General features: G+C 68.2%; 27 protein-coding genes. 16 read left to right on the top strand and 11 right to left on the bottom strand.

The genetic code is table 11. From position 1 onward, the window contains the following. Positions 1-43 precede the first annotated feature (43 nt). From DMP23_RS32245 to DMP23_RS32260, 4 genes are all read right to left on the bottom strand, one after another. Positions 44-409, bottom strand: coding sequence for a DUF427 domain-containing protein (locus tag DMP23_RS32245; protein WP_037807362.1), 366 nt, complete (start codon positions 407-409; stop codon positions 44-46). 81 nt (positions 410-490) lie between these two features. After that, positions 491-1204, bottom strand: a complete 714-nt coding sequence (locus DMP23_RS32250; RefSeq protein ID WP_337823363.1) for a S1 family peptidase — start codon at positions 1202-1204, stop codon at positions 491-493. A 158-nt stretch (positions 1205-1362) separates the two neighbouring features. After that, complete coding sequence (locus tag DMP23_RS32255) at positions 1363-1725, bottom strand: hypothetical protein (protein WP_134664139.1); 363 nt, start codon at positions 1723-1725, stop codon at positions 1363-1365. A 22-nt stretch (positions 1726-1747) separates the two neighbouring features. Further along, on the bottom strand, positions 1748-2113 hold the full coding sequence (locus DMP23_RS32260; RefSeq protein WP_037807356.1) for a hypothetical protein: 366 nt from the start codon (positions 2111-2113) through the stop codon (positions 1748-1750). A 318-nt stretch (positions 2114-2431) separates the two neighbouring features. Between DMP23_RS32260 and DMP23_RS32265 the strand changes: the two genes are divergently transcribed. The 5 genes from DMP23_RS32265 (at position 2432) to DMP23_RS32285 (ending at position 8967) form a co-directional block, all read left to right on the top strand. After that, entirely contained in the window at positions 2432-4885 is a 2454-nt protein-coding gene (locus tag DMP23_RS32265; RefSeq protein WP_337823364.1) for a class III lanthionine synthetase LanKC N-terminal domain-containing protein, read from the top strand. 320 nt (positions 4886-5205) lie between these two features. Further along, on the top strand, positions 5206-7569 hold the full coding sequence (locus DMP23_RS32270; RefSeq protein WP_037807353.1) for a nitrate- and nitrite sensing domain-containing protein: 2364 nt from the start codon (positions 5206-5208) through the stop codon (positions 7567-7569). Between the two features lie 42 nt (positions 7570-7611). Beyond that, positions 7612-8037, top strand: coding sequence for a roadblock/LC7 domain-containing protein (locus tag DMP23_RS32275; RefSeq protein ID WP_009071597.1), 426 nt, complete (start codon positions 7612-7614; stop codon positions 8035-8037). Then, complete coding sequence (locus DMP23_RS32280; RefSeq protein WP_037807351.1) at positions 8034-8399, top strand: DUF742 domain-containing protein; 366 nt, start codon at positions 8034-8036, stop codon at positions 8397-8399. The genes DMP23_RS32275 and DMP23_RS32280 overlap by 4 nt, the downstream gene beginning before the upstream one ends. Further along, positions 8380-8967: a GTP-binding protein gene (locus tag DMP23_RS32285; protein ID WP_009071593.1), complete on the top strand. Its 588-nt coding sequence runs from the start codon at positions 8380-8382 to the stop codon at positions 8965-8967. Before DMP23_RS32280 ends, DMP23_RS32285 begins: the two co-directional genes overlap by 20 nt. 61 nt (positions 8968-9028) lie before the next feature. Here the strand turns inward: DMP23_RS32285 and DMP23_RS32290 are convergent, their stop codons facing one another. Together DMP23_RS32290 and DMP23_RS32295 are read right to left on the bottom strand one after the other, a co-directional pair. Beyond that, positions 9029-10402, bottom strand: a complete 1374-nt coding sequence (locus DMP23_RS32290) for a tryptophanase (RefSeq protein ID WP_337823365.1) — start codon at positions 10400-10402, stop codon at positions 9029-9031. Positions 10403-10447: 45 nt separating this feature from the next. Continuing rightward, positions 10448-11545 carry a tryptophan dimethylallyltransferase family protein gene (locus DMP23_RS32295; RefSeq protein WP_238603540.1) on the bottom strand — a complete coding sequence of 366 codons (1098 nt, stop codon included), beginning with the start codon at positions 11543-11545 and terminating at the stop codon, positions 10448-10450. 331 nt (positions 11546-11876) lie between these two features. Between DMP23_RS32295 and DMP23_RS32300 the strand changes: the two genes are divergently transcribed. Continuing rightward, positions 11877-12416: a DinB family protein gene (locus tag DMP23_RS32300; protein ID WP_337823366.1), complete on the top strand. Its 540-nt coding sequence runs from the start codon at positions 11877-11879 to the stop codon at positions 12414-12416. 841 nt (positions 12417-13257) lie between these two features. Then, positions 13258-14613 carry a 3-carboxy-cis,cis-muconate cycloisomerase gene (gene pcaB, locus DMP23_RS32305; protein ID WP_337823367.1) on the top strand — a complete coding sequence of 452 codons (1356 nt, stop codon included), beginning with the start codon at positions 13258-13260 and terminating at the stop codon, positions 14611-14613. Positions 14614-14672: 59 nt separating this feature from the next. Here the strand turns inward: pcaB and DMP23_RS32310 are convergent, their stop codons facing one another. Both DMP23_RS32310 and DMP23_RS32315 read right to left on the bottom strand, forming a co-directional pair. Further along, positions 14673-15203 (bottom strand): DUF4383 domain-containing protein, encoded by a 531-nt coding sequence (locus tag DMP23_RS32310; RefSeq protein ID WP_134663819.1) that lies wholly within the window; start codon positions 15201-15203, stop codon positions 14673-14675. A 163-nt stretch (positions 15204-15366) separates the two neighbouring features. Next, positions 15367-15813, bottom strand: coding sequence for a DUF1772 domain-containing protein (locus tag DMP23_RS32315; RefSeq protein ID WP_337823368.1), 447 nt, complete (start codon positions 15811-15813; stop codon positions 15367-15369). Between the two features lie 90 nt (positions 15814-15903). Between DMP23_RS32315 and DMP23_RS32320 the strand changes: the two genes are divergently transcribed. Together DMP23_RS32320 and DMP23_RS32325 are read left to right on the top strand one after the other, a co-directional pair. Next, positions 15904-16482, top strand: a complete 579-nt coding sequence (locus DMP23_RS32320) for a TetR/AcrR family transcriptional regulator (protein ID WP_337823369.1) — start codon at positions 15904-15906, stop codon at positions 16480-16482. 118 nt (positions 16483-16600) lie between these two features. After that, positions 16601-17479, top strand: a complete 879-nt coding sequence (locus DMP23_RS32325) for a hypothetical protein (protein WP_337823370.1) — start codon at positions 16601-16603, stop codon at positions 17477-17479. A 3-nt stretch (positions 17480-17482) separates the two neighbouring features. Here DMP23_RS32325 and DMP23_RS32330 read toward each other — a convergent pair whose 3' ends face one another. Then, entirely contained in the window at positions 17483-18700 is a 1218-nt protein-coding gene (locus tag DMP23_RS32330; protein WP_337823371.1) for an alpha/beta hydrolase, read from the bottom strand. 156 nt (positions 18701-18856) lie between these two features. After that, a complete protein-coding gene (locus DMP23_RS32335) occupies positions 18857-19819 on the bottom strand; it encodes an alpha/beta hydrolase (RefSeq protein WP_337823372.1) in 963 nt (320 codons plus the stop codon). A 164-nt stretch (positions 19820-19983) separates the two neighbouring features. Between DMP23_RS32335 and DMP23_RS32340 the strand changes: the two genes are divergently transcribed. The 3 genes from DMP23_RS32340 (at position 19984) to DMP23_RS32350 (ending at position 21910) form a co-directional block, all read left to right on the top strand. Beyond that, positions 19984-20457 (top strand): MarR family winged helix-turn-helix transcriptional regulator, encoded by a 474-nt coding sequence (locus tag DMP23_RS32340; RefSeq protein WP_037807333.1) that lies wholly within the window; start codon positions 19984-19986, stop codon positions 20455-20457. Positions 20458-20506: 49 nt separating this feature from the next. Beyond that, positions 20507-21355, top strand: coding sequence for an SAM-dependent methyltransferase (locus DMP23_RS32345; RefSeq protein WP_037807331.1), 849 nt, complete (start codon positions 20507-20509; stop codon positions 21353-21355). Positions 21356-21427: 72 nt separating this feature from the next. After that, positions 21428-21910 carry a hypothetical protein gene (locus tag DMP23_RS32350; RefSeq protein ID WP_337823373.1) on the top strand — a complete coding sequence of 161 codons (483 nt, stop codon included), beginning with the start codon at positions 21428-21430 and terminating at the stop codon, positions 21908-21910. Here DMP23_RS32350 and DMP23_RS32355 read toward each other — a convergent pair. Continuing rightward, a complete protein-coding gene (locus DMP23_RS32355) occupies positions 21874-22803 on the bottom strand; it encodes a patatin-like phospholipase family protein (RefSeq protein ID WP_337823374.1) in 930 nt (309 codons plus the stop codon). The genes DMP23_RS32350 and DMP23_RS32355 overlap by 37 nt on opposite strands. A gap of 144 nt (positions 22804-22947) precedes the next feature. Here DMP23_RS32355 and DMP23_RS32360 point away from each other — a divergent pair, with 144 nt between their 5' ends. The 4 genes from DMP23_RS32360 to DMP23_RS32375 are packed head-to-tail and all read left to right on the top strand — an operon-like array spanning position 22948 to position 26042. After that, positions 22948-23427: a PE domain-containing protein gene (locus DMP23_RS32360; RefSeq protein ID WP_337823375.1), complete on the top strand. Its 480-nt coding sequence runs from the start codon at positions 22948-22950 to the stop codon at positions 23425-23427. Further along, a complete protein-coding gene (locus DMP23_RS32365) occupies positions 23420-24037 on the top strand; it encodes a DUF3558 domain-containing protein (protein ID WP_337823376.1) in 618 nt (205 codons plus the stop codon). The genes DMP23_RS32360 and DMP23_RS32365 overlap by 8 nt, the downstream gene beginning before the upstream one ends. Next, positions 24037-25317, top strand: a complete 1281-nt coding sequence (locus DMP23_RS32370; protein WP_337823377.1) for a hypothetical protein — start codon at positions 24037-24039, stop codon at positions 25315-25317. Before DMP23_RS32365 ends, DMP23_RS32370 begins: the two co-directional genes overlap by 1 nt. A gap of 2 nt (positions 25318-25319) precedes the next feature. Then, complete coding sequence (locus tag DMP23_RS32375) at positions 25320-26042, top strand: ESX secretion-associated protein EspG (RefSeq protein ID WP_337823378.1); 723 nt, start codon at positions 25320-25322, stop codon at positions 26040-26042. Positions 26043-26063 lie beyond the last annotated feature (21 nt).

Below are 26063 nucleotides of genomic sequence, written 5' to 3' on the forward strand. Positions count from 1 at the left end.
GGTCAGCGAACCAGGATCAGCGACGAGCCAAGCCAAGCACCCCTCAACCGACCTCCTCGATCTCCACCCGATCCGGATAGAACGCGACGTGCCCCTTGATCGCAGCCACCGCGTCGTACGGAGCCTCGTACACCCACACCGCGTTCTCGCCGTCCGGCACCGCGGCGAGGCTGTAGTAGGAAGCGTCGCCCTTGTACGGGCAGTGCGTGCGGTGCTCAGTGGGCGACAGCATCGCCAAGTCGACATCTTCCAACGGGATGTACTGCACCGGCGGATAGCTGGCCTCGCGCAGCACCTGCGCGCGGGTGGTGTCGGCGATGGTCTTCTCGCCTGCCTTGACCACCACCCGCGCGGGGTTGGGCTCAACGGTGATCGGGTGGTCCGGCCCCGGGATCAGCTTGTCGGGCATGTTCTCCTCCTCCGCGCAACGGAATCGGTGCGCACTCCCAACACTAGGCCGGACCACCGACAAAATCAGACGTCGGAAAACTCAGACGCCCGCGAACTGCGAGATCCAGCTGCGGTACCGCGTGATGTTGGTGTACGCGGTGCTGCTCTGCCGGTCGCTGGTCGACGCGACGCCCACCTGCCGTCCGGACGCGAACATCGGGCCGCCCGAGTCGCCGCCCGCGGTGATGCCGTCGCCGTACGTCGCGCACACCGCGACGCCGCCTTCGTAGTCGCTGCACGACGGCGTCGTGACGCGCACGTTGGCCACCTTCAGGTACCGCGACTGGCAGTTGATCTCCGAACCGCAGCGGCTCGTCGCGCCCCAGCCGTACACCTGCACGGTCTGCCCGGCGCGGACGTCGGTCGAGGTGCCGAGCGGCGAGTACGTCGCGTTCACCGAGCTGGACAACCGGACGATGGCCAGGTCAGCAGCGCCCGGGTAGCGCGTGATCGCGGCGCCGGTGGCCATCGTGCCGCCGCTGCTCTGGTCGAGGCTGCCGATGCGGAAGGTGTAGGTGCCGCTGGAGGCGACGCAGTGCTTCGCGGTGAGGATGTACTGCGGCGCGATGATCGTGGCCGTGCAGTTCTGCTGCCCGTTCACGAACAGCCGCGCGGCCCACGGGGCGTTGGAGGCGTAACCGCCGCCGATGATCGCCGGGGTCGAGGCCGGTCCGCTGGCAGCGGCGGCCTCTCCGGCGAATCCGGCCAGGCCAAGCGCGGTAGCGAGCACGAGTAAACAGGTGCGCAAACGCATGGTCTCTCGTTTCTGCGGCTTCGTCGCCGCGGTTCCGGTGGGGACGGGGAACCCCGATCATCAGGGCGTCGCCCAGGAACCAGAACCGGCGAAAGTAGCCGGGGACCACCTGTTCTTCCGCTGCCGCCGCCGCTACGGACAGTTCCGCGTACTGTTCCTCAGCCGGCGATCCGGGTCCGGCGCAGCCAGTACAGGCCGATCACCGGGAGCACCAGCGGGATGAACAGGTACCCCTGTCCGTACACCGACCAGACCGTGGCGTCCGGGAACGCCTGCCGGTCGAAAATGCTCAGGGTGCCGACGGTCAGCACGCCCAGCAGTTCGACGGTGCACGCGGCGAGCGCGATCCGCCACCACGTCCGGCCGCCGCGCGCGAGCGCGATCGTCGCCAGGATGTAGACCACCGCGGCGAAGGCCGACAGCACGTACGCCAGCGGCGCCTCGTGGAATTTCGTGCCGATCTGGACGCCCGCCCGCGACGTCGCGGCGAGCGCGAAGATGGCGTACACCGCGACCAGGATCCGGCCGGGGCCGGTGGCCGTCTTACGCGCTTGCTCCACTCCACACCTCGTTCAGTCGCAGCACCATCACCGGAATGGCCAGGCAGGCGATGCCGAGCACGACCGTGCTCGACCGGCTCTGCTCGGCAAGCGCCCACGCCGCGCCGACCGGCAGCACGACGAGGCAGCCGATCAGGTAGGCGAGGTAGGTCGCGAGGCTGCCCGGGTGGTGCCCGCTCGCGAGCAGCACGATCCCGATCACGAGCTGGGCGACCAGCAGCACCTCGATCACCGCGAGCGCGACGAGCAGCGGGGTGTCCGGGAGTTTCTTGCGCGCCGCCTGGACGAAACTCCACAGCGCGACGAGCGCGGCGCATCCAGCGACCGCTATCGCGAACCCCACGATCACCCGTTCCTCCTTCTGCCCGCCGGCCTCAACGTACCCGCCCGGCTCACCGCCCCGGACGGGCGAGGGGCCGACGGCGTGGCCGGGGCCACGTTCACCGGAACGGGTCGCTGGCATTCCGTCAATTCCCGAATGCCACGGAAATCCCGCTCGACCGGGCGACGGCAACTCACTCTCGGTTCGTCACCGCCGGTTTTATCCTCGCCCCGCTCGGGTCGGCCGAACGCTGAAATGGCGGATTGGCGCGACGGCGAAGCTGTGCGGGAATGGTTTCCGTCGCCGGAGAACCGGAGAAGCGCACACGCGGAAGGATCCACTTTCATGAACGTCCGGCACGAGGCATTCTGCCTCGCCGATCCGTGGTTCTTCGACCGCCGACGGGAAATATCCGCCGACGACCTGGCCGCCCCGCCCTACAGTCCACAATGGACTGCCGAGGACCACGGACACTGGCATTACCTCCACCCCGTCGGAGCCGTTTTGCCGGAACAGGGCTGGGCCGTGGAGATTTCCGCCGCGCCCGGCAATGCCGACCGGGTACTGGACCGCGTCCGCGAGTACTGCCGGACCGCCGGGCTGCACCACCGGCATCTGCGTTCCCGGTCGATTTTCCTCGACCGCAATGCCGAATATCCGACGACCGGCGGAACCGGTGCACTGGCCACTATTTATCCTCCCGACAATAACGCCCTCGAACGGATCCTCGACGATCTTTCCGAACTCCTCACCGGCGAGCCCGGACCGGATATTGACGGCGCGCTTCGCTGTGGAGAATGCCCTATTCACGTGCATTACGGCGGATTCACGCCTCTGTGGACCGAGCACGGCGGCGCTCGCGTGCCCGCGTTGCGCAGGCCGAGCAGCGCGCTCGAACCCGCGCCGCGGGGCCCGGAGTTCTCCGCGCCGAACTGGGTCCGGATCCCCGACTGCGTCGCGGAGTACACCGACGCGCCGATGCCGCCGCACCGGGTCGCCGAGGTGCTCCGCCAAGCCCACGGCACCGCCGTCTACCTGGCCGAACGCGGTGGCGAGCAGGTGCTCGTCGAGGAGGCCTGGCCCTACACCGGACTGGACGGCGACGGCGTCGACGCGGTCGCGCGACTGGAGCGCAAACACGACCTTTTCGAGCGGCTCGCCGGAATCCCCGGCATCCCGAAGACCCACACCTACCTGGCGGGACAGCGGCACTACCTGGTGCGGGAGTACCGGCAAGGCCTGCCGCTGGACGTCTGGCTCACCCGGCATTACCCGCTCACCCGCCGCGACTGCCCCGAAGCCGACCTCGCCGCCTACCGCAGGCAGGCGTTGTCCGTGGTGGCGCAGGTCGACCGGATCGTCGCCGAAGCCGCCGAACGAGGCGTCGTGCTCGAAAACCCGCGGAACATCCTGGTCGACAGCTCCGGCACGGTGTCGCTGACCGGCTTCGACCGCGACGAAACCGCCCTGCGGCTGCGCCTCTTCCTGCCGCTGGCCCCGCTCTACCACCTGGTGCCGGAACGCCTCCGCTGGGCGGCTGAGCTCACCGAACGCCGGTTCTCGCTGCCCGTCGGCTACGCCGACAGCATCGCGCCGCACACCGAGCCCGCGCACACCGAACTCGACGAACCCCGCCCCGATTGGACCCTGGTGCGCAAGCAGATCGCCGAAGCCCTGCTCGCGTGCGCGACCCCGGATCGGCGGGATCGCCTGTTCCCCGGCGACATCGAGCAGTTCCGCGTCGGCGGCGCGACCTTCGGCACCGGCGCGGCGGGCGCGCTGCACTCGCTGCACGTCGCGGGCGTCGGCCGGTTCCCCGAGCACGAGCAGTGGCTGCTCGACGCGATCGAGGGAGAACAGCCCAGCCGCGCGGGTTTCTACGACGGCAGTCACGGAATCGCATACGTGCTGGAGGAATTCGGCTACCGGAAGGCCGCGGCCGATCTCCTCGCCGCCTCGCGCGCGCTGGTGGACCAGACCGTCGGCCACGATCTCGCGAGCGGGCTGGCCGGCGTCGGCCTGACCCGGCTGCACTTCGCCGCGACCCGCGGCGACAACGAATTCGGCAGGCAGGCACTGAACATCGGCATCCGGCTCGCCGAGGCACTGGACACCGCGGAACCGCCGGGAGCGAGCGCGCGAGCCGGGCTTCTGTACGGCTGGTCCGGCCCGGCGCTGCTGTTTCTGCGGCTCTACGAACGCACCGGCGAACCGGCCTGGCTGTCGTTCGCCGATCAAGCACTCGAACGCGACCTGGAGGAATGCGTCCCGGCGCTGGACGGCTCGCTGCCGGTCCGCGACGGCAACCGCGGTTCGCGCCGCGGGGCGGGAATCGGCAGCGCCGGAATCCTGATCGTCACCGAACAACTGGCGCGATACCGCTTCGACGCGAAGGCCGCGCGCAGCCTGCCCGCACTGCGCGTCGCGTGCCGCGGGGAGTTCGCGCTCCATCCCGGACTGCTGAACGGCCGCTGCGGACTCGCCGCCGGACTGGCCTTCAGCAGCACGCCGGACCGGCGCACGCAGGACGCGATCGACCGGCACCTGACGCGGCTTTCCTGGTACGCGGTCCCGTTCCGCGGCGGCCTTGCCTTCCCCGGCACTCGCCTGCTACGACTGTCCGCCGACGTCGCCACCGGCGGCGCCGGAGTCCTGCGCACCCTCGCCGCGCTTCAGGACGGCATCGAACTGCTTCCGTTCCTCGGCCCGACGCCGCGGGGTCAGTCATTAGTCCACTGTGGACAGCAACTGTCGACAAGTCAATTCGCCGACAGTTCCGCCACACGGAACCTCGACTGAGTGTCCGGACACTTTTTGAATCACTCATTCAGCCCAGCCCGTTGGTCCGGAATTCGCAGTCAGGGCCAGGGCCTCGGGAAACGCCGGGGGAACCCGCCGCTACCGTCGGTAACCGGCGTCAAGAGCGCGTTCGGCCGCACGTTCAGCGGCACCACGAGGCCCCCGTTCGTGATAGAAACCGGGGCTGTTCCGTTCGGTGGGCCTACGAAGGGTGTATCCGAGATTTCCGTGACGAGGACCACTCGCACCCACTGGCGTGTCCGCTTCCCCGGCCGTGTCCGCACTCTCGCCGAGGGTGACCCAGGAGTTCGTGAATCATCGTGGAGAACAAGGACGATCCCGGCAAGGCGTACGACAAGTCGATCCGGAAGAGGCTGACCCGGACGGTCCTGATCCCGAGCATCACCCTGCTCGTGCTGTGGGCGGTGCTGGCGACGGCCTTCTTCATCAACGGCTTGTACGTGCGGCTCGTCGCGGGCTCGGTGCGTGACGTTTCGATCCCCGCGCTCACCGCGCTGTCGTCGCTGCAGCAGGAACGCCAGCTCGCCCTGCAGTACCTCGACAGCCCCAGTTCCGGCCCGCAGCAGCTGCAGCAACAGGAGCAGGACAGCGACGGCAAGCTGAAGGGTCTGCAGGACGCCTTCGCCGCCACCATTTCCAGCGCGCCGGACGAGATCGCCGGCAAGGTCACCGCGCTGAAGGCGCAGCTCGACCAGCTGCCGGTGCTGCGCTCGCAGGTCAACTTCCGCAGCATCAACCGCGCGCAGGTCAACTCCTACTACAACGGCGTCCTCGACTCGGCGGCGACGCTGTTCGACACCCAGGCGCGCATCGTCCCCGACGCGACCGCGGTGCAGGGCGCGATCTCGGCGACCTCGCTGTTCCGCGCGGGCGACCTGATGTCGCGCGAAACGTCGCTGGTGTCGGCCGCGTTCTCCGGCGGCACCTTCGCGCCGGACGACTTCGTCCAGTTCTCCCAGCTGGTCGGCTACTACCGCACGCAGCTGGCGCAGATCTCGCCGTTCCTCGAACCGGCTGTGCGCCAGCACTATCAGCAGCTTTCGACGAGCGACGCGTGGAAACGGCTCAACGCGGCCGAGGACTCGCTGATCAAACACGGCCCGTGGACCAGCGGCGACCAGAACAACGTCCCGGTATCGGCGGGCGACTGGCACGCGCTGACCGCGCAGGTCGCGCAAGGTCTGAACCAGCTCACCATCGAACAGGCCGACCAGGTTTCCGCCGCCGCGATCGACTCCGGGAACGCGCAGCTGCGCAACGCGATCATCGGCAGCATCGTGGCCCTGCTCGCCTCGCTGGCCGCGATCATCGTCGCGGTGCGGGTGTCGCGCTCGCTCGTCGACCGGACGCTGATGACGCGCCTCGAGCGGCTGCGCAACGACTCGCTCGACCTGGCGCGCAACCGGCTGCCGAACATCGTCCGCAGGCTCAAGAGCGGCGATCCGGTGGACATCGAGGCCGAGCTGCCGAAGCTGGACCACGGCCGGGACGAGATCGGCCAGGTGGCCGAGGCCTTCAACACCGCGCAGCTGACCGCGGTCAACGCGGCCGCGAGCGAGGCGAAGGCGCGCAGCGGTGTGCACAACGTGTTCCTCGGCATCGCCCACCGCAACCAGGTGCTGGTGCACCGGCAGCTGCAGATCTTGGACGAAATGGAAAGCCGCGAAGAGAACTCGACCCAGCTGGCTTCGCTATTCCAGCTCGACCACCTCGCCGCGCGTGCCCGGCGGACCACCGAGAACCTGATCATCCTCGGCGGCAAGCAGCCCGGACGGCGCTGGCGCAAACCGGTTTCGCTGATGGAGGTGCTGCGCGCGGCCGTCTCGGAAACCGAGCAGTACTCGCGGGTGCAGGTCGAGCAGGTGCCGGACGTCGCGATCGTCGGCACCGCGGTCGCCGACACCATTCACCTCGTCGCCGAGCTGGTCGACAACGCGACGTCGTTCTCCCCGCCGGGTTCGCAGGTCGAGGTGACCAGCCGGATGGTCGCGCGCGGCGTCGTGGTCGACGTGTCCGACCAGGGGCTGGGCATGAAGGAGGGCGTGCGCGAGTGGGCTAACGCGATGATGGCCGACGCGCCCGAATTCGACGCGATGGCACTGCGCGCGGACTCCAGCCTCGGCCTGTTCGTGGTCGCGCGGCTGGCTTCGCGGCTCGGCATCACGGTCACCTTCGACCCGTCGCGGTACGGCGGCACCCGGGCGACCGTGCTGATCCCGTCGAACCACCTCGCCGACGCGAACGCGCCCGAACCCGCGGACGAGGCCCCGGCGCTGGCCCAGGTCGGCGCGCCCGCGCAGGAAAGCGCCGTCCAGCGCTCGGTCCCGGAGGCTCCGCAGCCGACGCCACGGCCGTACCCGGCCCGTCCGCTTCCGACGCCGAGCCCGCGCACCCCGGAGCCGTATCCCCCGTCCGCGGGCCAGATCCCGGACGTCCCGGCCGCGCCGCGCGCCGCCGAACCGGACCTCAGCGGGCTGCAGGGCGACGACCGGCCCCGGCTCCCGCGCCGGCAGCCGCAGCAGAACCTCGTCGCCCAGCTGCACGACGACCCGGACGCCGCCGCCGAGGCGGACGTGACCAACGCGGGCGAGACCACCGCGCGGACGCTGATGGCGTTCCACAAGGGCACCCGCCGGGCGCGAGGCGGGCAAAATGACTCATAACGACCGAACACCTCACCACACCGAAAGTCAGGGTCTGTCCGCATGAACGAGTACGGGAATTCCACCCCTGATCTCAATTGGCTGCTCGACGACGTCGTCAACCGCGTCGTCGGCGCGCAGAACGCCATCGTGCTGTCCGCCGACGGCCTGCTGCTCGGCAAGTCGTCCGGGATGAGCAAGGACGACTCGGACCAGCTCTCGGCCATCGCGTCGAGCCTGCAGAGCCTCGCCAAAGGGGTGAGCAGGCAGTTCAACCGCGGGCCGGTGCTGCAGAACATGATCGAGATGGAACGCGGGTACCTGTTCGTCTCGGCGGCGGGGCAGGGCGCGTGCCTCGCCGTGCTCGCCGGCGCGGACATCGATGTCGAAATGATCGCGTACGAGATGAACCGGCTGGTCAAGCGCGTCGGCGACTACCTGGCGTCGGCGCCGCGCGAGGCCGCGAACCTGCTGCGGGAGGCGACATGAGCGACGACGGCTGGTACGACGAGGCCGCCGGACCCCTGGTCCGGCCGTACACGATCACGAGCGGACGGACCCCGTCCGAACACCAGCTCGACCTTTCCACCCAGGTGATGACCCTGCAGCAGGGATCGGACCCGGTCGGGCTCGGCCCGGAGCACCTGGCGATCACGCAGCTGTGCCGCAGACCCTTGTCGGTGGCCGAGATCGCGGTGTACGTGAAGCTGCCGCTCGGCGTCGTGCGCGTGCTGTGCGGGGACCTGATCGACCGCGGTCTCGTCATCACCCGCGCCCCGTCCCGTCAGCCGGCCCAGGTGCCGGACCACGAAACTCTCCAGGCGGTTCTCGATGGCCTCATCAAGCTCTGAAGACGCCGCGGCGTCGGTGCCGACCCCGGTCAAGATCATCGTCGCGGGCGGGTTCGGCGCCGGGAAGACCACCATGGTCGCCTCGGTCAGCGAAATCCCGCCGCTGTCCACCGAGGAGGTGCTCACCGAGGCGAGCACCGGCGTCGACGACCTTTCCGGCGTGGAACAGAAGAAGACCACCACGGTCGCCCTCGACTTCGGCCGGATCACCATCTCGCCGCGGCACGTGCTCTACCTGTTCGGCACCCCTGGCCAGGAACGGTTCTGGTTCATGTGGGACGACCTGGCGCGCGGCGCGATCGGCACCGTCGTGCTGGTCGACACGCGCCGGCTGGAGACCAGCTTCGCGGCGGTCGACTTCTTCGAGCGGCGGAAGATCCCGTTCGTCGTGGCGGTGAACTGCTTCGACAACGCGCCGCGCTACACCGCCGACGAGATCCGCGAGGCGCTCGTGGTGCCCGACGGCGTGCCGATCGTGATGTGCGACGCGCGGCAGCGGGATTCGAGCAAGATCGCGCTGATCCGGCTGGTGAAGCACGCGATGACGGTGGTTCCGCAACCCGCCTGAGCCGGGTTTTCCGACCAGCGAGGGGGTTCCCGGCGCGGGGAGCCCCCTCGTTCGTCTGTCCTCAGTGCACCGGGGTCATCCGGAGATTGAAGTGCCGCAGGATCTTCGGCGCTTCCACGATCCGGTAGCCGGGCACCTGCTCCGGGTTTTTCGCGATGTCGCCGAGGATTTCGGCCACGTAGTCGTAGTGGCCCTGGCTGTAGACGCGCCGCGGCAGCGCCATCCGGACCAGTTCGAACGGGGCTGGGGTGATCAGCTCGTTCTGCTCGTCGAGCGTGCCGAGGTAGAGCGAACCCAGTTCCACGCACCGGATTCCGCCCGCCAGGTACAACTCGCAGGCCAGCGAGTGGCCCGGGAACCGCGAGGCGGACAGATGCGGGAGCAGGCGTCCTGCGTTGAGGTAGAGCGCGTGGATGCCCGGCGGCTGCACGATGTCCACTCCGGCCTCGTTGGCCTGCCTCGCGAGCCGAGCCGCCTCGCCCGCGCGCGCGGCGAGGTAGTGCGGGTCGACGACTTCCTGAAGGCCCTTCGCGACGCGGTCGAGGTCGTGCGCCGCGAGCCCGCCGTAGGTGCGGAAGCCTTCGGTGGCGATCAGATTGGTTTCGCAGGTCTGGGCGAGGTCCGGGTCGGTCAGGCCGATGAACGCGCCCATCGGCGAGATGCCGTCCTTCTTCAGGCTCGCGACACAGCCGTCGACCAGGCCGAACGCCTCTCGCGCGACCTCGCGCGGCGTCTTGTCCGCGTAGCCCGGCTCGCGTTGGATGACCAGCCACGCGTTCTCCGCGAACCGTGCTGCGTCAAGGAAAACCGGCACGCCGTGCTTCCGCGCGAGCTTCGCCGCCGCGGCCAGGTTCGCCATCGAGACGGGCTGTCCGCCGCCGCCGTTGTTGGTGATGGTGAGCAGGACCTGGCCGACGCGGTTGCCGTCCGGGCCGGTCAGCAGGCGTTCCAGGGCGTCCAGGTCGATGTTGCCCTTGAATGGTTCGAGGCTGTCGAGGTCGCCGAACTCCGCGCAGGGCAGGTCGATCGCCTCGGCGCCGAGCAGTTCGACGTTCGCGCGGGTGGTGTCGAAGTGCGTGTTGCTGACCGAGATCCGGCCGCTTTCGAGCACGCTGGAGAACAGCACGCGCTCGGCCGCGCGGCCCTGGTGCACCGGCAGGAGATGCGGGTATCCGGTGAGGTCGCTCAGCGCGTCGCGGAAGCGGTAGAACGAGTCCGACCCGGCGTAGGAGCGGTCCGCGGCGGCCGCGGCGGCCTCCTGCCGGGTCGAGACCGCGCCGGTGCCGGAGTCGGTGAGCAGGTCGATGCTGACCTTGTTCGCGGGCAGGTTGAAGGCGTTGTAACCCGCCGCGGCGAGTGCTTGTTCCCGCTCGGCACGCGTGGTGACCGGAATTTCGGCGACGACTTGGGAGCGGTACGGCGGGAAGGTCCGCATCAGGGTATTTCCTCCAGTTGTGGGTGACAGCCGAAAACTACCGCGTCAGGTCATCCGGCCGAGCACCGGCCGCTTTCTCGGCGGCGCTACCGCATAAGCCTCGGAGGACAGGTAGACGGTGATTCCGGAGCCGAACTCGCCCATTCTCAGCGACACGTGCGCGATCAGCCCGACGCCGTCGCGCAGCGGCCTTTCCGAAACCGCTGCCAGCGCTTTGTCCAGTTGTGTCGGGTCGAAGTCGTATTGCGCGAGAATGGCGTGCACGCGCGCGCGGGCCACCTCGTCGTCGGGCACGTAACTCCGAATCGGGAGGTAAAGACTGTAGTTTCCCGGGGTGCCGCCCATACCCTCGACAAATGAATAACTGGAAACCAGCGGGCGACCTTCGAACGGACCTTTTCCGCCGCCGAGCACGGCGAGGAACTCCCGGATCAGCATCGGGTCCGTGCCCGGCACCAGCTCCGCCGCGCGCACCGCGTCCTCGGTCTCGGCGGCGTCGTGCGAGACGTAGACCTTGACCCGGGACAGCGGGTCGTCGTCGAGGTCGAGCGCGAAGAAGGTGAAGTTGTCGCGCTCGCCGCGGCGCAGCGCGTGCTCGACCACCGGGTCGAACGCCTCGCCGAGATTCAGCCGCCGGAACCCCTCGCTGACCAGGGAATCCGCCATGGTCGACCCGCTGATCTGCGGGTTCAGGTACACCTTGATCTTCGGCGCGGCGCCGTTGCGGAAGATCAACGAGTACCAGAGCGTGAACGGCCCGCGGCGCTCCTCGTGCGGGAGGAAGAGGTCGGCCACCGCGTCGAGCCGGTCGGTGACCAGGCCGTATTCGCCCGCCACCTGAGCGAGGAAGGAGCGCGGGTCCGGAGCCCCGACGGTCTCGCCGAGAACCCGTACCACACATTCGCCATTGGCGTCGAATGCGACCGAGAATTCCACCGGCGTAGTGTCGTCCGCCACATTGCACGGGAACTGCGCCGGAGCGTCGACGGTCATTTCCCCGGACTCCCCGAGCAACAACCGGAGAAGTTCCAGGTGACGGCGTTCTTCGGGATCGAATCCCACTGCCCGGCACAGCCGGTCGAGTTGACCACCGGCGTGGCTGTACATCGACAACTCGACCATCGGCACACTCGCTCCGACCATGGCGCTGTATTCACCGTTTCATTAGTGCGTCCGGCCCCGCGAAGCATCCGCTGTTCGGTGGAGCGGGCGTTCACGGGCCGCCGAGAAGATTAATCCCCGGAATGCCGATCACGATACCTCTGACGGAGCGACAACACCGTCCGGAAACCGTGCCTGAGTGTGCTGATCAACACCGGAATTCACCTGAATTCCGCATCGACAGGAACGGATTCTGCGGCTACCCGCCCCCGCCATGTGGTCTAGCCCACTGCTGCGCGCGGACGGTGTCCCGTGCACCCGATGCGACGGGATGGCGCCGAAAATTGTCGGTGGCGGGTGAGACGCTCGTCTCATGACAACGACCCCGAAGCATCTGTCCAAGGTGGCCGAAAGCGACCGCCCGCCCATCCCCCGCGTCGCCGACGAACGCTCGACGCTGCTGGCCTATCTGGAGTGGCACCGCGAAACCCTGGCGCTGAAGTGCGCGGGCCTGAGCCAGGAAGCCGTGTCGGCGCGCACGGTGCCGCCGTCCACAATGTCGCTCCACGGCCTGGTCCGACACCTGGCGGGCTGCGAACGATGGTGGTTCCGCATCCAGTTCGCCGGCGAGGACGTCCCGCTGCTGCACTACTCGGACGACGACCCGAACCAGGACTTCGACCGCCTGGACGGGGATTTCGACGAGGCACTGGCTGTGTGGCGCGAGGAGTGCGCCCGGAGCCGCGAGATCGTGGCGGCGGCGCCTTCGCTGGACGCGCAGGGGATCGGGAAGACCACGGGAGAGCCGTTCTCGCTGCGGTGGATGCTGCTGTCGATGATCGCGGAGTATGCGCGGCACAACGGGCACGCGGACTTGCTACGGGAGGTGGCTGACGGAGCCACTGGCCGGTGAAGGTGACGCTTAGTGTTTCGGCTGCGGGATCGATCGGGAGGTGATGCGGTGGAGAGTCGTGGCTACGTCTGATGAGGAGTGAGGCGGTGACATGGCCTGGAGCTCGGCTCGAGTCCAGAGTGGAGGCGATCCTATGAGGTCACGGCTTGCTCGCGGGTGAGCGGCGACCGTTCGGACAGCGCTTTCGCCGACGACTTCGGCTGAGTCGTGGCGGCATCCGGCTGTTCATGCTCGGCCAGTTGTGGCTGCGTCGCGCCTTCGACGCCTAACCGTGCGCACGCCACGCGCTTCGGGCGAGTCGCTCGCCCCGATACCAGCCGCCACCTTCGACTGGGGCGCGCTGCCGACGCCCAGTAGTTCGCGCGCTGTGCGCTTCGGCCGCGTCGCGCGTCGACACTGAGCCGTCCACACGCGGCCAACTTTGGCTGGGTGGCACCGTCGACGGTGAATCGTCCACGCGCAGTGCGCTCCAGCCAAGTCACGCGTCGACATTCAGCCGTCCACACGCGGCCGACAGTGGCTAGGCGGCGCAGTCGAGGCCAATCGTCCACGCGCCGACACGCAGCCATGCGCTCGCCGCCACCTCGGTTGAGTCGCGCAGCCGACTCCCAGCCGTCCGCACGCCGCGTGCGTCGGTCGAGTCGCACTGCGACACCGAGCCGTGCTTGCCGCCACCTGCGGCTAGGTCGCGCCGTCTGCATCCGGCCGTCGCGCGACAGTGGTCAGCGACAGTGCCGTTGCCATCGGAGCTGGTCAGCGAAAGCCCGTCCCACCACCATCCGTGCTGCGAGCGGTCAGCGGCCACCCCTCCCGAAGCACCCGGCGTGCGATGCTGGACCACATGACCGCCGATCCTGATTCCGGCCTGCTCTCCCCGGTGCGCGCCGGAACCCCGGCCGAAGCGGGGACCGGTGACCGGGCCTTCGCCGCCGCCATGTTGGACGCGGAGGCCGCGCTCGCACGGGCGCAGGCGCGGCTCGGCACGGTCCCGTCCGAGGCAGCCGAGCGCATCACCGCGGCCGCCCGAGTGCTGGGTGAGGGCGAACTCGACGTCGTCCAACTGGCTCGCGACGCGCGTGCGACCGGAAACCCGGTGGTCAGCGTGGTGCGCACGCTGTCCGGCAGAGTCCCGGACGATGCCGATTACGTGCATCGCGGCTCGACCAGTCAGGACATCGTCGACACGGCGATGATGTCGGTCGCGCGCGACGTTCTGCGGCTGATCACTGCGGACCTCACGTCGATCACGGACACGCTCGCCGAGTTGGCACGTGCCCACCGCGAGACGGTCATGCCCGGACGCACCCTCACTGCCCACGCGGTTCCGACGACGTTCGGCCTGAAAGCGGCGATCTGGCGGCAGGGCGTCCAGGAATCCGCACGCCGGATCGCTGAGCTCCGACTACCGGTCTCGCTTGGTGGCGCGGCAGGAACGTTGGCCGCGTACGTCCAGTACGGCGACGGCACCGCCGACTACGCGGAACGGTTGGTCGCCGCCTTCGCCGAGGAAACCGGTTTGACCGCACCAGTCTTGCCCTGGCACGCGGACCGCGCACCAGTGGCCGAACTGGTGTCCGCATTGGCTGGGGTGACGACGGCGTTGGGCAAAATCGCGGTCGACGTTCAGGTTCTCGCCCGCACTGAGATCGGCGAAGCGACCGAGGCGACCGGCGGCGGGTCCTCGGCGATGCCGCACAAGCAAAACCCGGTGCAGTCAGCGTTGATCCGGTCGGCGGCGCTGCAAGTACCGGTGTTGGCGGCTGGAGTTACACAGTCCGGACTGGCGGAGGACGAGCGTTCGGCGGGGGTCTGGCAGGCCGAGTGGCAGCTGCTGCGCGAGTGTCTGCGCCTGACCGGCGGAGCCACCCATACAGCCGTGGATTTGGTGCGAGGGCTGGACATTCACGCGGACCGCATGCAGAAGAACCTCGCGCTGACCAATGGGTTGATCGTCTCGGAACGACTGTCAGCCGCGCTGGCGCCGAAGCTGGGCAAGGCCAGCGCGAAAGACTTGCTGGGCACTGCTTCCCGGCGCGCGATTGAGGAAAACCGTCCGCTGTCGGAGATTCTGGCGGACACGCCGGAGATCACCAGCGCCGTCGACTCCGCGACCCTCGCCGATCTGCTAGACCCGGCGCAGTACCTCGGGGCGGCGCGGCAGCTGGTGGACCGGGCGCTGGAAGACCCCACGGAATAAGCCGGGATCGCCGCCGGAAATACCCGGCAAACGATCCCGGTTACTCCACTGTGGACTGACTAGTGGGCCAAGCCATGCCCGCCGGGCTCGTGTCGACGGGGCTGGACAGCCGGGTCGACGTCGACGGGTTCCTCGTCCTCCGGAAGCAGAACCCCGTGCCGTGCCGGGAGAACCGCGGTCAGCAGGCCCAGGACGGCGATGCCGAGGTGCAGCCAGTTGTCCGCGTCGCCGAGGTTGAGCGGGTTGCCGAGGCCGGACACCGGATTGACCGAGATCATCCCGGTCAGCATCAGACCCCAGACGAACAGCGCGCCGTAGCCGATGAAGAGCAGCCAGCCGAACGTCCGCGCGCGGCCGGAACCCAAAGCGAGCAGCAGGCCGATCACGCCGGTCACCACGTGGACGACGTTGTTCAGCGGATTGGCGGAAAACCGCCACAAAGTGACACCGTGTCCGGTGAAATCCCCGAACCCGGACTTCACGAGCCCGATGATGCCGTAGGCGAGAAACAGGACTCCGAGCAGAACGGCCAGCACCTGGGCGGGCTGCAGCCCTTCCACCCGAACGCGGGCTCGATGCGCACGAACCATGACTCCAGTCCTTCCCGTACCGAGATGACGGTGGGTCAACCCTGAAGGAATACCCCCGCCGAAACCGGGCCGAAACCCGAATCCGGCCGTCCCGGACGCGCCACCGGGCAGATCGGGGCTGGTGAGGCTGCTGAGCCACGCGGTGACCCCGTGGGGCACCGGCTCAGACGAGCGCGGCGACCAGCAGGGCGAAGGCGGCGATGATGATCGCGACCCGCGCGTAGTGGTAGCGGTCCCACCGCTTCATCTGCTCTTTCCAGTCCGCGGGCCGGTTCTCCGCCGTCCACGTCTTGCCGCGGTTGTTGATCGGGACGAGCAGCAGGATCGACATCAGCACGCTCACCACCAACAGCCCGGCCCCGATCACGATGAGGCTGGTGCCCGGCCGGCCCCACGCGGCGATCGCCCAGATCGCGCTCAGGACGAGCGAACCGATGTACCAGAACGGCATGAGGGCGCCGAGCATCCGGCCGCCGTGGGAGCGGCCTTGCTGATTGCTGTCGTCCGGGAGCCCGTTGAGGATCGCGTTGATGACGAAGGCGACGGAAAACTCGACCCCCACCATCACGCCGACGACCACGATGGTGCAGACCGCGAGTGCGCTGAGCATGATGACCTTCCCAAAATCTAGCGTTGCTAGCTGATGAGGCGATGCTAGTACTACTACCGCTCGGTTGTCTAGCAGTGCTAGACTCGGCTCATGTCGGTCCACACACGCAAACAGCGCGAACAGGCGGAACGCGAGCGCCTCATCGTCGCGACGGCCCGTGAGCTCGCCGAGCAGCAGGGCTGGGACGCGGTCACCACCCGCAGGCTCGCCGAGCGCATCGAGTACAGCCAGCCCGTTCTGTACAGCCACTTCCGCGGCAAGCGCGAGATCATCGGCGCGGTCGCGCTCGAAGGAGCCGCCGAACTGGCGGCTGCGGTGCGAGCCGCGACCCTCGGCGTGACCGAGCCGCGCGCCCGGGTCACCGCTCTCGCCCGCGCGTACCTCGACTTCGCCGAGCACCACCCGGCGGTCTACGACGCCATCTTCCAGCTCGACGGCGGCCTCGCGTTCGCGCAGGACGACACCCCGGAGCAGCTGAAAGACGCCTTCGCCGCCCTGCTGGAAACCCTCGGCGAGGTCGCCGGGGACGGCGTCGCACCGGGTCTGTTCACCGAGTTGTTCTGGGCGTCCCTGCACGGGATCGCGACGCTGACCCGAGCGGGACGGCAGCCGCGGGAGTTTGCCGAACAGCGCATCGGCCTGCTGGTGGAACGCCTCGTCGTGGTCTGATCCACCGCTGCTTGCCCGCAGCCCGCCCGAGCGTCACGCGTACTGGCCGGTACCGAGAGCCATCCCACAAAGTCGCCCATTCGGCGAACCCTGATCACTCGATCGGGGAAGTCGGGGCATGCGCAGGGCGAACACGTTCCTTTTGCTCGGTCTCGTTCTCGGTGCGGTCATCGCGTTTCTGGCCACCGAGGCCGAGCCGTACCGGCAGGTGATCACGGCCGCCGGACCGACGGACGGGCCGGGCGTCATCTCGCCTGCCTCCGACTCGAGCACCCCCGGCCCGAAGCGGAGCACCGGCAGCTCCGCGCCCCAGCAAGGCGCGGATCTCAACACCGAACTCCCCGCGCTCGTCCCGCAAGGGCACGTCAGCGTGGTCGTCTACGACCGCACCACAGGGACGACCCCGGTCTCCCTCGACGCGCACCGGCACTACACCTCCGCGTCCCTCGTGAAGCTGCTCATCGCCCTCGACGCACTCGACCGCGGCAGCAGTCCGGGAACCGTGCGGGAAATGCTCTCCCGCAGCGACGACGACACCGCCAGCCAGCTGTGGGTCGCGGGCGGCGAGACGAGGATCGTCCACGAAGCGATGAACGAAATGGGCCTCGCCGAAACGAGGCCGCCCAAGGCACCGGGACGCTGGGGCGACACCGAAATCACCGCCGCCGACATCACGCGCGTCTACCGCTACCTGATGGACCGGGCACCGGCTGAGCACCGCACGACGATTCTCCAGGCCCTCGGCGAGGCCACCGAAAACGGAGCCGACGGCTTCCGCCAGTACTTCGGCATCCCGGACGCTCTCGGCGACGTGCGCTGGGCGGTCAAACAAGGCTGGTCCTGCTGCAACCCCGGGCGCATCCTGCACACCTCAGGCCTGGTCAAAGACAACCGCTACATCGTCACCGTCCTCACCGAGAATCCCCGCACGGTCAGCTACGACGACGCCGAAACCCAGGTCACCGAAGTGGTCAAGCACCTTCCCGGGATCCGCTGAGCGTCACTGCTCCACCGCGGTCAACGCGCCCCGCGCACCTGTGCTCGGCAACGGCCACGGCTTCACCCCGCCGGTCACGTCGGCCCGCTGCCCCGGCGCCGACGGGCCGGGGATCCGCTGCCCGATCCACGTCAGCACGTCCGGCAGCTGCGCCTTGAACGTGTTCATGTTGTGCCCCGCGTCCGGGATCCGCCACGTCGTGAACTGCACCGGCGGCTGCGCGGCGGCGCGCATTTGGTCGACCGCCCGGCTTTCGTTCTGTTCCTTCTCGCCGGAGATCGCGAGCAGTTCCAGCGGGGCCGGATGCTGCCGGAGGGTGATCTTGACGTTGTTCGCGTCCTCGATGTCCTTGCGGCCGCGGAAAAGGTTCTCGGTTTCACCGTCCACTTGCGCCTTTTCGTAGCCGCTCACGCTCGCCGCCTGCGCGTACCACTGCGGATGCCGCGTCACGAGGTTCAGCGCGCAATAGCCGCCGGACGACCAGCCCGCGATCGTCCACGCCCGGCGGTCCGGATTGAGGCCGAGACGCTGGATTCCCCATTCCCGGACGTCCGCGGACAAATAGGTGTCGTTGGGACTTCCGTTGACCTCGTCGACGCATTCGGTGTCGTGGCCGATTTTCGGCGTTCCGGTCGGGTCCGGGATCAGCACGATCACCGGCGGAAGGAGATGCTTCGAAATCGCCGCGTCAAGCTGTTCGGGCAGGTGGTACCCGATCGGGGCGGTGGTGACCTCGGGGCCGGACGGGTAGTTCGGGATCCAGATGATCGCCGGGAACCGCATCGCCTTGTACGGATGCTGGAAGTATTGCGGGGGAAGGTAAACCGTCACGTCGCGGGTCAGGCCGGTGCGCCGCCCGGTCACCGTCACGTGCGCGATGGTCCCCTTGCCGACCCGCGCGTGCGCCACGCCGAGGTCGCGCGCCCGGCCGAGATCGACGCCGTTGTCGCCGCCCTCGACGTCGATGCCCTCGGCGGCGAACGCGCCGGTCCCGAGCAGCGAGCCGAGCGTCGGGAAGAATCCGCCGATCATGTTGCCGGTCAAGCCAAGGGTGACGATGACGAGGCACAGCGCGACAACCACCTGGGCACTGCGGCCGAGTTGCTTGCGCTTGCGCCATTTGTCCCAAAACCACGGGACCGAGACGACCGCGAGGAGCGCGAGCACGCCGATCACCGCGAGCATGACGGGCGAATCCAACCTGATTGCGCTCAGGTGCACGGGAAACCTCCAGGACCGATCGCGCGCCCGAAAGGCGGGACCCGCTGCTCTAGATACGTTTGAGGGGCCACCCTCGTTGTGATCACGTGACGGCGATCACGCCGGAATGGCCCCGACAAACTCAGCGAAACCTCAGGATTGCCCGTTCGTCCCTGATTAGTTGCCGAATGCGCCGCGCAGCACCGTGATCGCTTGAGTGATCGCCGCTTCCGCCGCGTGCGTTTCACGAAGCGCGTTCACCATCACGAAGTCGTGGATCACGCCCTGGTACCGAACCGCCGTCACCGGCACGCCCGCCTGACGCAGCTTCGCGGCGTACGCCTCGCCTTCGTCGCGAAGGACGTCCGCCTCGCCGGTGATCACGAGCGCCGGCGGCAGTCCGGTCAGCTGCTCCACAGTGGCGCGAAGCGGCGAAGCGGTGATCTCGGCACGCTGCACTTCGTCGGTCGTGTACTGGTCCCAGAACCACTTCATGCCTTCGCGGCTGAGGAAGTAGCCGTCGGCGAACTTGGTGTACGACTCGGTGTCGAACGAAGCGTCAGTGACCGGGTAGAACAGCACCTGCTGCAGGAAATTCACGTCACCGCGCTCTTTCGCCATCAGCGTCAGCGCCGCGGTCATGTTTCCGCCGACGGAGTCGCCCGCGATCGCGATTCGCGTGGTGTCGAGCCCCTTCTCCGCACCATGCTGGACAACCCACTTCACGGCGGCGTAGTTCTCTTCGATCGCGACGGGGTAGCGGACCTCGGGCGAACGGCTGTATTCCGGGAAAACGACAGCCGCGCCGGTTCCGGCGGCGAGTTCGCGGACGAGCCGCTCGTGGGTGTGGAAATCGCCGAAGACCCAGCCGGCCCCGTGGATGTAGACGAGCACCGGCAGGTCCCCGGTGACGCCCTGCGGCTTGACGATCCGGACCTCGACGTCGCCGTTCGGTCCGCCCGGGACGGTCAGCGTCTCGATGTCGGCCGGGGCGAGTTCGACGTCGCCGTCCTGGACGCCGTCGACCGCCTTGCGGCCCTCGGCGGGCGGGAGCTGGAACAGGTACGGAGGCTGGTCGGTGGCCTCGGCGAACGCCTGGGCGGCCGGTTCGAGGACGAGGTTCTGCGGGTTCGCGGTCATGGCTTCCTCCGGTAGCGGATCGGTCGGACCGCACAAACATAGCTCTCAACTTAGTTGTGCACAACTCAATGTTGCTCAATGAGATCTAGAGCACTTGAGTTGCCCTCGCGGGCCAGCCGAGAGAGGATGGAGAGCTGGCAGGAGAAACTCGCGGGAGGCGACCGATGACCAGCCCAGACGCCGGGGAAACCGGCTCGCTGCTGCTTGACGACCAGCTGTGCTTCGGCCTGTACTCGGCCTCCCGGGCGGTCACCGCGCTCTACCGCGCGCTGCTGGAACCGCTCGACCTCACGTATCCGCAGTACCTGGTGATGCTCGCGCTGTGGCAGCAGGACGAGCAGCAGGTCAAGGAACTCGGCTCCGCGCTGAACCTCGACTCCGGCACGCTGTCGCCGCTGCTCAAGCGGCTGGAGAAGGCCGGGCTGATCAAGCGCGAACGCCAGTCCGACGACGAGCGCTCGGTCCGCATCCGGCTGACCGGGCAGGGATCCGCCTTGCGCGCCAAGGCGGAACGGATCCCGCCGCACGTCGGAGCGGCGATGAACCTGGACAACGCCGAACTGGGCCGGATGCGCGCCGCGATGGACCAGCTGACGGCGTCGGTCAACGCCTACCGGGAGTCCTACCGGCCGAGCTGACCCGGGCGCCATGGTTAGCATGAGCGCCAGGGCGAGCGTGAGGACGGCGATGAGCACACAGGACGAAGCACTGCGCGCGGTGGAAGCCAGTCTGGACCGGCCGTCGGCGGCCCGCGTCTACGACTACTTCATCGGCGGCACCACCAACTACGCGATCGACCGGATGTTCGCCGAGAAGGTGCGCGAACGGCTGCCGCTGATGGGCGAGTACTGCCGCACCAGCAGGCAGTTCCTCGGCCGCGCGGTGCGCCAGTGCGTGCGCGAGGGCATCCGGCAGTTCGTCGACATCGGCTCCGGCCTGCCCACCGCGGGCAACGTGCACGAGGTGGCCGACGACGAACGCCCGGAACACGACACTTCCGTGCTGTACCTGGACAACGAGCCGGTGGCGCTCGCGCATTCGCAGGTGCTGCTCGCCGACACCGCGGACGAGGACCGGCACCAGGCGATGGCCGCCGACCTCCTGCAGCCCGCCGAATTGTGGGACCGGGTCGCCGATTCGCACGTGATCGACGTCCGGCAGCCGGTGGCGCTGATCGTGAACGCGGTGCTGCACTTCATCAAGGACGAGCAGGACCCGGACGGCATCCTCGAGTTCTACCGCAAGCAGCTCGCGCCGGGCTCGTTGCTCGTTCTTTCCCAGATGACCAACGAAAACCCGGTGGACGACAACGAACGCCAGGCGCTGGTCGACATCATCAAGTACTACGAGTCGACGACGAACCCGGGCATCCTGCGCACGAAGGCGGAGTTCGAGCGTTTCTTCGGCGGCTGGCCGCTGCTCGAACCGGGCCTGGTGTACGCGCCGGCGTGGCATCCGGACGCCGACACGGTGTTCGCGAAGGCGCCGTCGGAGTCGCGCGTGATCGGCGGCGTGGCCCGCAAACCGCAGGCCTGACAGGGTTTTCCCACCCGGCCTCCACCCCCGGGTGGAGGCGCGGGACGGCCCCGGCCCGGCACTGTGGTCCCCGTGCCGAACACCTTCGACAACATCCTGATCGGCCTGGTCTTCCTGACCTGGCTGATCTGGCGACAACTGCAAGCCCGCCGCGCCGACCGCCCGCCGGTAGTCCTGCTCGTCATCAGCGCACTAGGCGCCGCCTCACTCGGGTTCGCCATCGCGACAACCACCCCGACCTCAACGGCGATCCTGTTGCTAGCCACCAGTTTCGTGGCAGCTGGCGGCTTCGGCGTAGCCCGCGGATACACCATGCGAATCTGGCGCTCCGACGGAACCCTGTGGCGGCAAGGCAATTGGCTGACCGCCGCCCTGTGGTTGATTTCCTTCGGCATCCACTTAGGACTAGACTTCGCCGTCGACGCAGTCAATTCCACCCGCGGTCTCGGCAGCGCTTCAATCTTGCTCTACCTCGCCGTTTCCCTTGCCGCCCAACGACTGACGGTCCGCTCCCGTAGTCACGAGGCCCTGCGCAAGCCTTCCAACGCCGCGTAAACCGCGTCCCGCCCCAACTCCACCGCACGCCGCAAGACGGCCGGATCACGTTCCAGCACCACAACATCCGGCGCACCAGCGGGCGGCCGCACACTCACCAGCCGCGGGTCTTCCCGCAACTGGCGCTCGTCCTCCAGATCCCGGTGATACTGCGTCCGCCAAGCATCGATGGTGCCCGGCGCGTGCCTCCGGAGGAACCGGGGCACCACCACATCCTGTACCCGCGGCGGAGGCACCGGATGCTCGTCCTCGCGCCGGGTCCGCAACACCAGCACGTCCGTCGCCCCCTGCGCGAGCGCGGTACGAAACGGCAACGGCTCGGCGATCCCCGCGTCCACGAACCGCCGCCCACCCATCGCAATCGGCGGCCCTGCCAACACCGGCATGCACGACGACGCCGCGAGTGCTGTTTTGATCCCGTCGACGTCCTCGATGAACGGATGCAGGTCAGTCGACTCGCCGGTGTCGGCGTCGGTGGCGAGCGGATGGAAGCCGACCGGATTCGCCAGTATCGCGGGGAAATCCATCGGTTCGAGCACTGAATACACCTGGTGCACGAGATACTCGAGATCGATCACCGCCCGGCCGCGCAAGGTGTGCAGCGGGTTGATGATCCGCCGCATGACGGCCGGATTCCACCACGTCCGCACGCCGGTCCGGGAGCGACCGCACAACAGCCACGCCGCGTTGAGCGCACCGGCGGAGGCACCGTAGACGTCGTCGAACGCGGTGGTAGCCCCAAGTTCGTCGAGCGCGAGCACCATCCCACTGGAGTACGTGCCGCGACTGCTGCCGCCCTCGACGGCAAGCGCGAGCCGGCGGCCGTCTGTTCGCTGCCCGGGCACGCTGCCTTCGGCGATTCGGGTGGTGAGCAGTTCTAGGACCGGGTGCACTCCTCCATCTTGATCCTTTCCCTCGCTTGGATCGACCCGATTTGCCCGCTGCTATTCGATCACCAGAGTCGGTGAATTTGTCACCCTCTGCATATGATTGTGATACCGTGCGTGTTGTTCGGTGAGGAAGCTGGGGAGGCTTTCGTGACTGATGACGGCGTCGAGCGCGTCAGACACCTGCCCGCGAACATGCAGGGTCCGTTGGTGCCGGGGTACAAGTACGTCCGGGACAAAACGCCGGAGCAGGTGGCGAAGGAAGCCGCCGACGCGCAGGCGAAGGCCAATGAAGGCATGTCCAGCGGCGGTGGCGGGTATCGGCTGACTCCGGAGCTGCTCAAGGAGATCACCGGAGAACTCGGTGACATCCTCGACTGGGTCCGCACGGAACCTCGACGCCATGCCCGCGCACTCACCTCGTTCACGCCAATGGGTGACGAGGTGGCCAGCATCGCCTATGTGCAGGACGCGAATGCGGCAGGCACTTCCTACAACAACTTCCTCAACAGCGTGGTTGCGGAACTCGAGCGACAGCGAGACGCATTCCAACAGGCCCTGGATACTTACCAGAAGCAAGAGCACCAGGCCGCCGACCACATGAAAGGCCTCGGTCCCCACGATGACTAGCCGCAACGCTGCCGTACTCAGCCTGGCCGCAGCCGCCGTCCTGCTCAGCGGTTGCTCCGCCGAACCGGGGAAAGCCGCCCCCGCAACGGCTCCGCCCTCCAGTTCGACTGGTCCCCGATTCGGCGCGCCACCGGTGCCCGCGCCGCTGGATGCCTCGTCCTTGGAAAAGCAGCCGTGCGCCGCACTTACCCCAGAACAAGTCGCGAGCCTCGGCGCTCCGTTCAAGGGCAACGATCCCAAGCCAGACGATGCCATCGGGCCGTCTTGCAATTGGAAATTCGACACCACGCCAGCGTCGTCAGTAGGCGGCACCCTCACCACCAAAGACCCTGGTCACGGAGGAATCAGCGGCATCTACAGCAAGAAACAGTTTGGCGGAGTCACCAAATTCGAGCCTTTCACCGTAAATAACTACCCAGGTGTTGTTTACGACCCGGCGGACAACTCCCCCGCCGGGCTCTGCACGATGGTCATCGGCCTCCGAGACGATCTCGGTTACGTCATCGACGTCAGTCTGGACGGTCTCAAGAAGCCTTTCGCCGACAGCTGCGAAGTCGGCAAAAAGGTAGCCGGATACGTGATCCAATACCTCCAGAAGGGAGGCCATTGATGCCGGACGGCTACACGGGCGCGGACGTCTACGCCCGGATGCACCGCTACGGCGGCAACACCGCCTCTCTCGATTCTGGCCAACAAGCAGCCGAAGCGCTTAAATCCGCCCACGAGGAGCTCGTGACGCGGATTGCCCGGCTGCAAGGCAAGATGGACGCCTCCTGGGAAGGTGACGCGACGGGCAAGGCCAAGGCTGGGCTCACCCCGCTGCTGGAAACTTCCCAGCAGGCGTCGGAGGACCTCGGCCGCAGCGCTCAATCCCTCACCGCGCAGAACGGCGGCTTTCACAGCACGCTCAACAAGCTCACTCCGATGGACGCGAACCGTCCTGATACCAACGATTTGGCCAGCTATAGTCCGTTCGGCGCGAGTGATTCGGAAAAATCCGCGGCGCGGTGGGACGACGCCGACAAGAACAATAAAGAAGCCTACGGGTCTTACGTCGCCACCACGAACGGGAATCGCAATTCTTCGGCCAAGGACTATCCGGTGCTGAATGCCGCTCCGGCCGGGATCGCGGTCGGTTCCGCACCGAGCGTCGGCGGGACGTCCGGCCCGACTGGCGGAACCGGAAGCAGCGGCGGGTACAGCGGAGGCTTCCACGGCGGCGGGCACACGCCTGACCCCGGCACCGGGCACACGCCCAGCCCCAGCAGCGGGTACACGTCCAGCGGCAGCCCCCTGGGGTCCAGCCCGGTCAGCAGCTCCGTGCCGCCACCATCAACCGGCTCCGCGCACCTTCCTGGCAGCGGAAACTCCCCTGCGGAGCACGCCTCAGCACCGGATTCCACCACTACGGCCGGGTACACGCCTAAGGCACCGGTCAGCGACGCGCCTGGGTTCGGCTCCGGACGGCTGCCGACATTCGGACCGGCCACCAGCGGCACGGATTCGACCGGCGGCGGGTTCGGTCTCCCGACTGGCGGATTCGGCGCTCCCGGCGGCAGCGGGGAGAGCAGCATCGGCGGACGGGCAGGCAGCGGAGGCAACGCGGGGTCGCGCATCGGCGGCAGCGGACCGCAGCTCGGCACAGGGGCGGGAACCGGTACCGGGACCCCAGCGAGCGGCCAGAGCGCGGCGCGTCCCGGCACCGTCGGCGGGACCGGTGCCAAGGGATCACCGGGCGTGGGCGGCATGGGCGCTGGTGCCGGAAAGGGCAAGAGCACCGAAGACGAGGAGCACCAGCGGAAAGTCACCTACCTCGACGACGACGTCGACGAGTTGTTCGGCGGCTACCCCGACGGCATGCGCCCGACCCCGCCCACCATCGGAGCCTGACGTTGCTCCGGAGCCCCCTGCGGTTTTCCCGTGACAGTTACCAGAATCTGGTCCGCCGGATCGACCGTTCCGACCCGCATCCGACGCTGATCGGCGGCGAGAAGTGGTACCCGCCGGAGGAGCAGATCCAGCAGGACGCGAAAGCGGACGCCGAACTCGCCGCCACCGGCTGGCCGGTCCGCGACTTCGCCGACGTCATCGGGCTCCTGCAACGACCCTCCGTCGACCGTTATTGCTGGGCGCGCATCAACGGCCGCGACGTGACTCTTCAGGCCGCGGCCGCGAGACGGGACGCGATCCTCGCCGTCGCCGACGACGACACGATCACCCTGTTCCCCAGCACCGCGGAATCCGCTGCCCGGGAACTGGTCTCCGCACTGCCGGGCACTCCGCCCGCGTCGAACCTCCATTCGCTGTCCTGCTCGGAAGCCGACTACAGCGCCGTGCTCGCCGGAAATCCGCCGCCGACCCGCACCAACAGTGCCCGCGACGCACGGCGCGCCGTCGAGTGGATGCAGGCTCCCCGAATCCACGTAGGACGGTTGTACGTCGCGATCCGCCGCGGTACCGAACGCGTCCGCAACGAACACCCGCCCTACTGGATCGACGCCGAACAAGGCCGGTTCACCGCGGCGGTCACCGACGGCTGGCTCAGCATCAGCCCCGCCGGTGCCGACGACCTCGCTCGGATGCTGCACACCATCGAAGCCGGCCTACGGGCCTGAACCTAGCCAAGCCCCAGGGTG

Source organism: Amycolatopsis sp. A1MSW2902, assembly GCF_017312175.1.
GTDB classification, from domain to species: domain Bacteria; phylum Actinomycetota; class Actinomycetes; order Mycobacteriales; family Pseudonocardiaceae; genus Amycolatopsis; species Amycolatopsis nivea.

What these genes read in the sequence shown, in the direction of transcription:
- DMP23_RS32245 (WP_037807362.1), bottom strand. Translation starts at nt 409, where the DNA reads ATGCCCGACAAGCTGATCCCGGGGCCGGACCACCCGATCACCGTTGAG.
- DMP23_RS32250 (WP_337823363.1), bottom strand. Translation starts at nt 1,204, where the DNA reads ATGCGTTTGCGCACCTGTTTACTCGTGCTCGCTACCGCGCTTGGCCTG.
- DMP23_RS32265 (WP_337823364.1), top strand. Translation starts at nt 2,432, where the DNA reads ATGAACGTCCGGCACGAGGCATTCTGCCTCGCCGATCCGTGGTTCTTC.
- DMP23_RS32275 (WP_009071597.1), top strand. Translation starts at nt 7,612, where the DNA reads ATGAACGAGTACGGGAATTCCACCCCTGATCTCAATTGGCTGCTCGAC.
- DMP23_RS32280 (WP_037807351.1), top strand. Translation starts at nt 8,034, where the DNA reads ATGAGCGACGACGGCTGGTACGACGAGGCCGCCGGACCCCTGGTCCGG.
- DMP23_RS32285 (WP_009071593.1), top strand. Translation starts at nt 8,380, where the DNA reads ATGGCCTCATCAAGCTCTGAAGACGCCGCGGCGTCGGTGCCGACCCCG.
- DMP23_RS32290 (WP_337823365.1), bottom strand. Translation starts at nt 10,402, where the DNA reads ATGCGGACCTTCCCGCCGTACCGCTCCCAAGTCGTCGCCGAAATTCCG.
- DMP23_RS32295 (WP_238603540.1), bottom strand. Translation starts at nt 11,545, where the DNA reads ATGGTCGGAGCGAGTGTGCCGATGGTCGAGTTGTCGATGTACAGCCAC.
- DMP23_RS32300 (WP_337823366.1), top strand. Translation starts at nt 11,877, where the DNA reads ATGACAACGACCCCGAAGCATCTGTCCAAGGTGGCCGAAAGCGACCGC.
- pcaB (WP_337823367.1), top strand. Translation starts at nt 13,258, where the DNA reads ATGACCGCCGATCCTGATTCCGGCCTGCTCTCCCCGGTGCGCGCCGGA.
- DMP23_RS32310 (WP_134663819.1), bottom strand. Translation starts at nt 15,203, where the DNA reads ATGGTTCGTGCGCATCGAGCCCGCGTTCGGGTGGAAGGGCTGCAGCCC.
- DMP23_RS32315 (WP_337823368.1), bottom strand. Translation starts at nt 15,813, where the DNA reads ATGCTCAGCGCACTCGCGGTCTGCACCATCGTGGTCGTCGGCGTGATG.
- DMP23_RS32320 (WP_337823369.1), top strand. Translation starts at nt 15,904, where the DNA reads ATGTCGGTCCACACACGCAAACAGCGCGAACAGGCGGAACGCGAGCGC.
- DMP23_RS32325 (WP_337823370.1), top strand. Translation starts at nt 16,601, where the DNA reads ATGCGCAGGGCGAACACGTTCCTTTTGCTCGGTCTCGTTCTCGGTGCG.
- DMP23_RS32335 (WP_337823372.1), bottom strand. Translation starts at nt 19,819, where the DNA reads ATGACCGCGAACCCGCAGAACCTCGTCCTCGAACCGGCCGCCCAGGCG.
- DMP23_RS32340 (WP_037807333.1), top strand. Translation starts at nt 19,984, where the DNA reads ATGACCAGCCCAGACGCCGGGGAAACCGGCTCGCTGCTGCTTGACGAC.
- DMP23_RS32345 (WP_037807331.1), top strand. Translation starts at nt 20,507, where the DNA reads ATGAGCACACAGGACGAAGCACTGCGCGCGGTGGAAGCCAGTCTGGAC.
- DMP23_RS32365 (WP_337823376.1), top strand. Translation starts at nt 23,420, where the DNA reads ATGACTAGCCGCAACGCTGCCGTACTCAGCCTGGCCGCAGCCGCCGTC.
- DMP23_RS32370 (WP_337823377.1), top strand. Translation starts at nt 24,037, where the DNA reads ATGCCGGACGGCTACACGGGCGCGGACGTCTACGCCCGGATGCACCGC.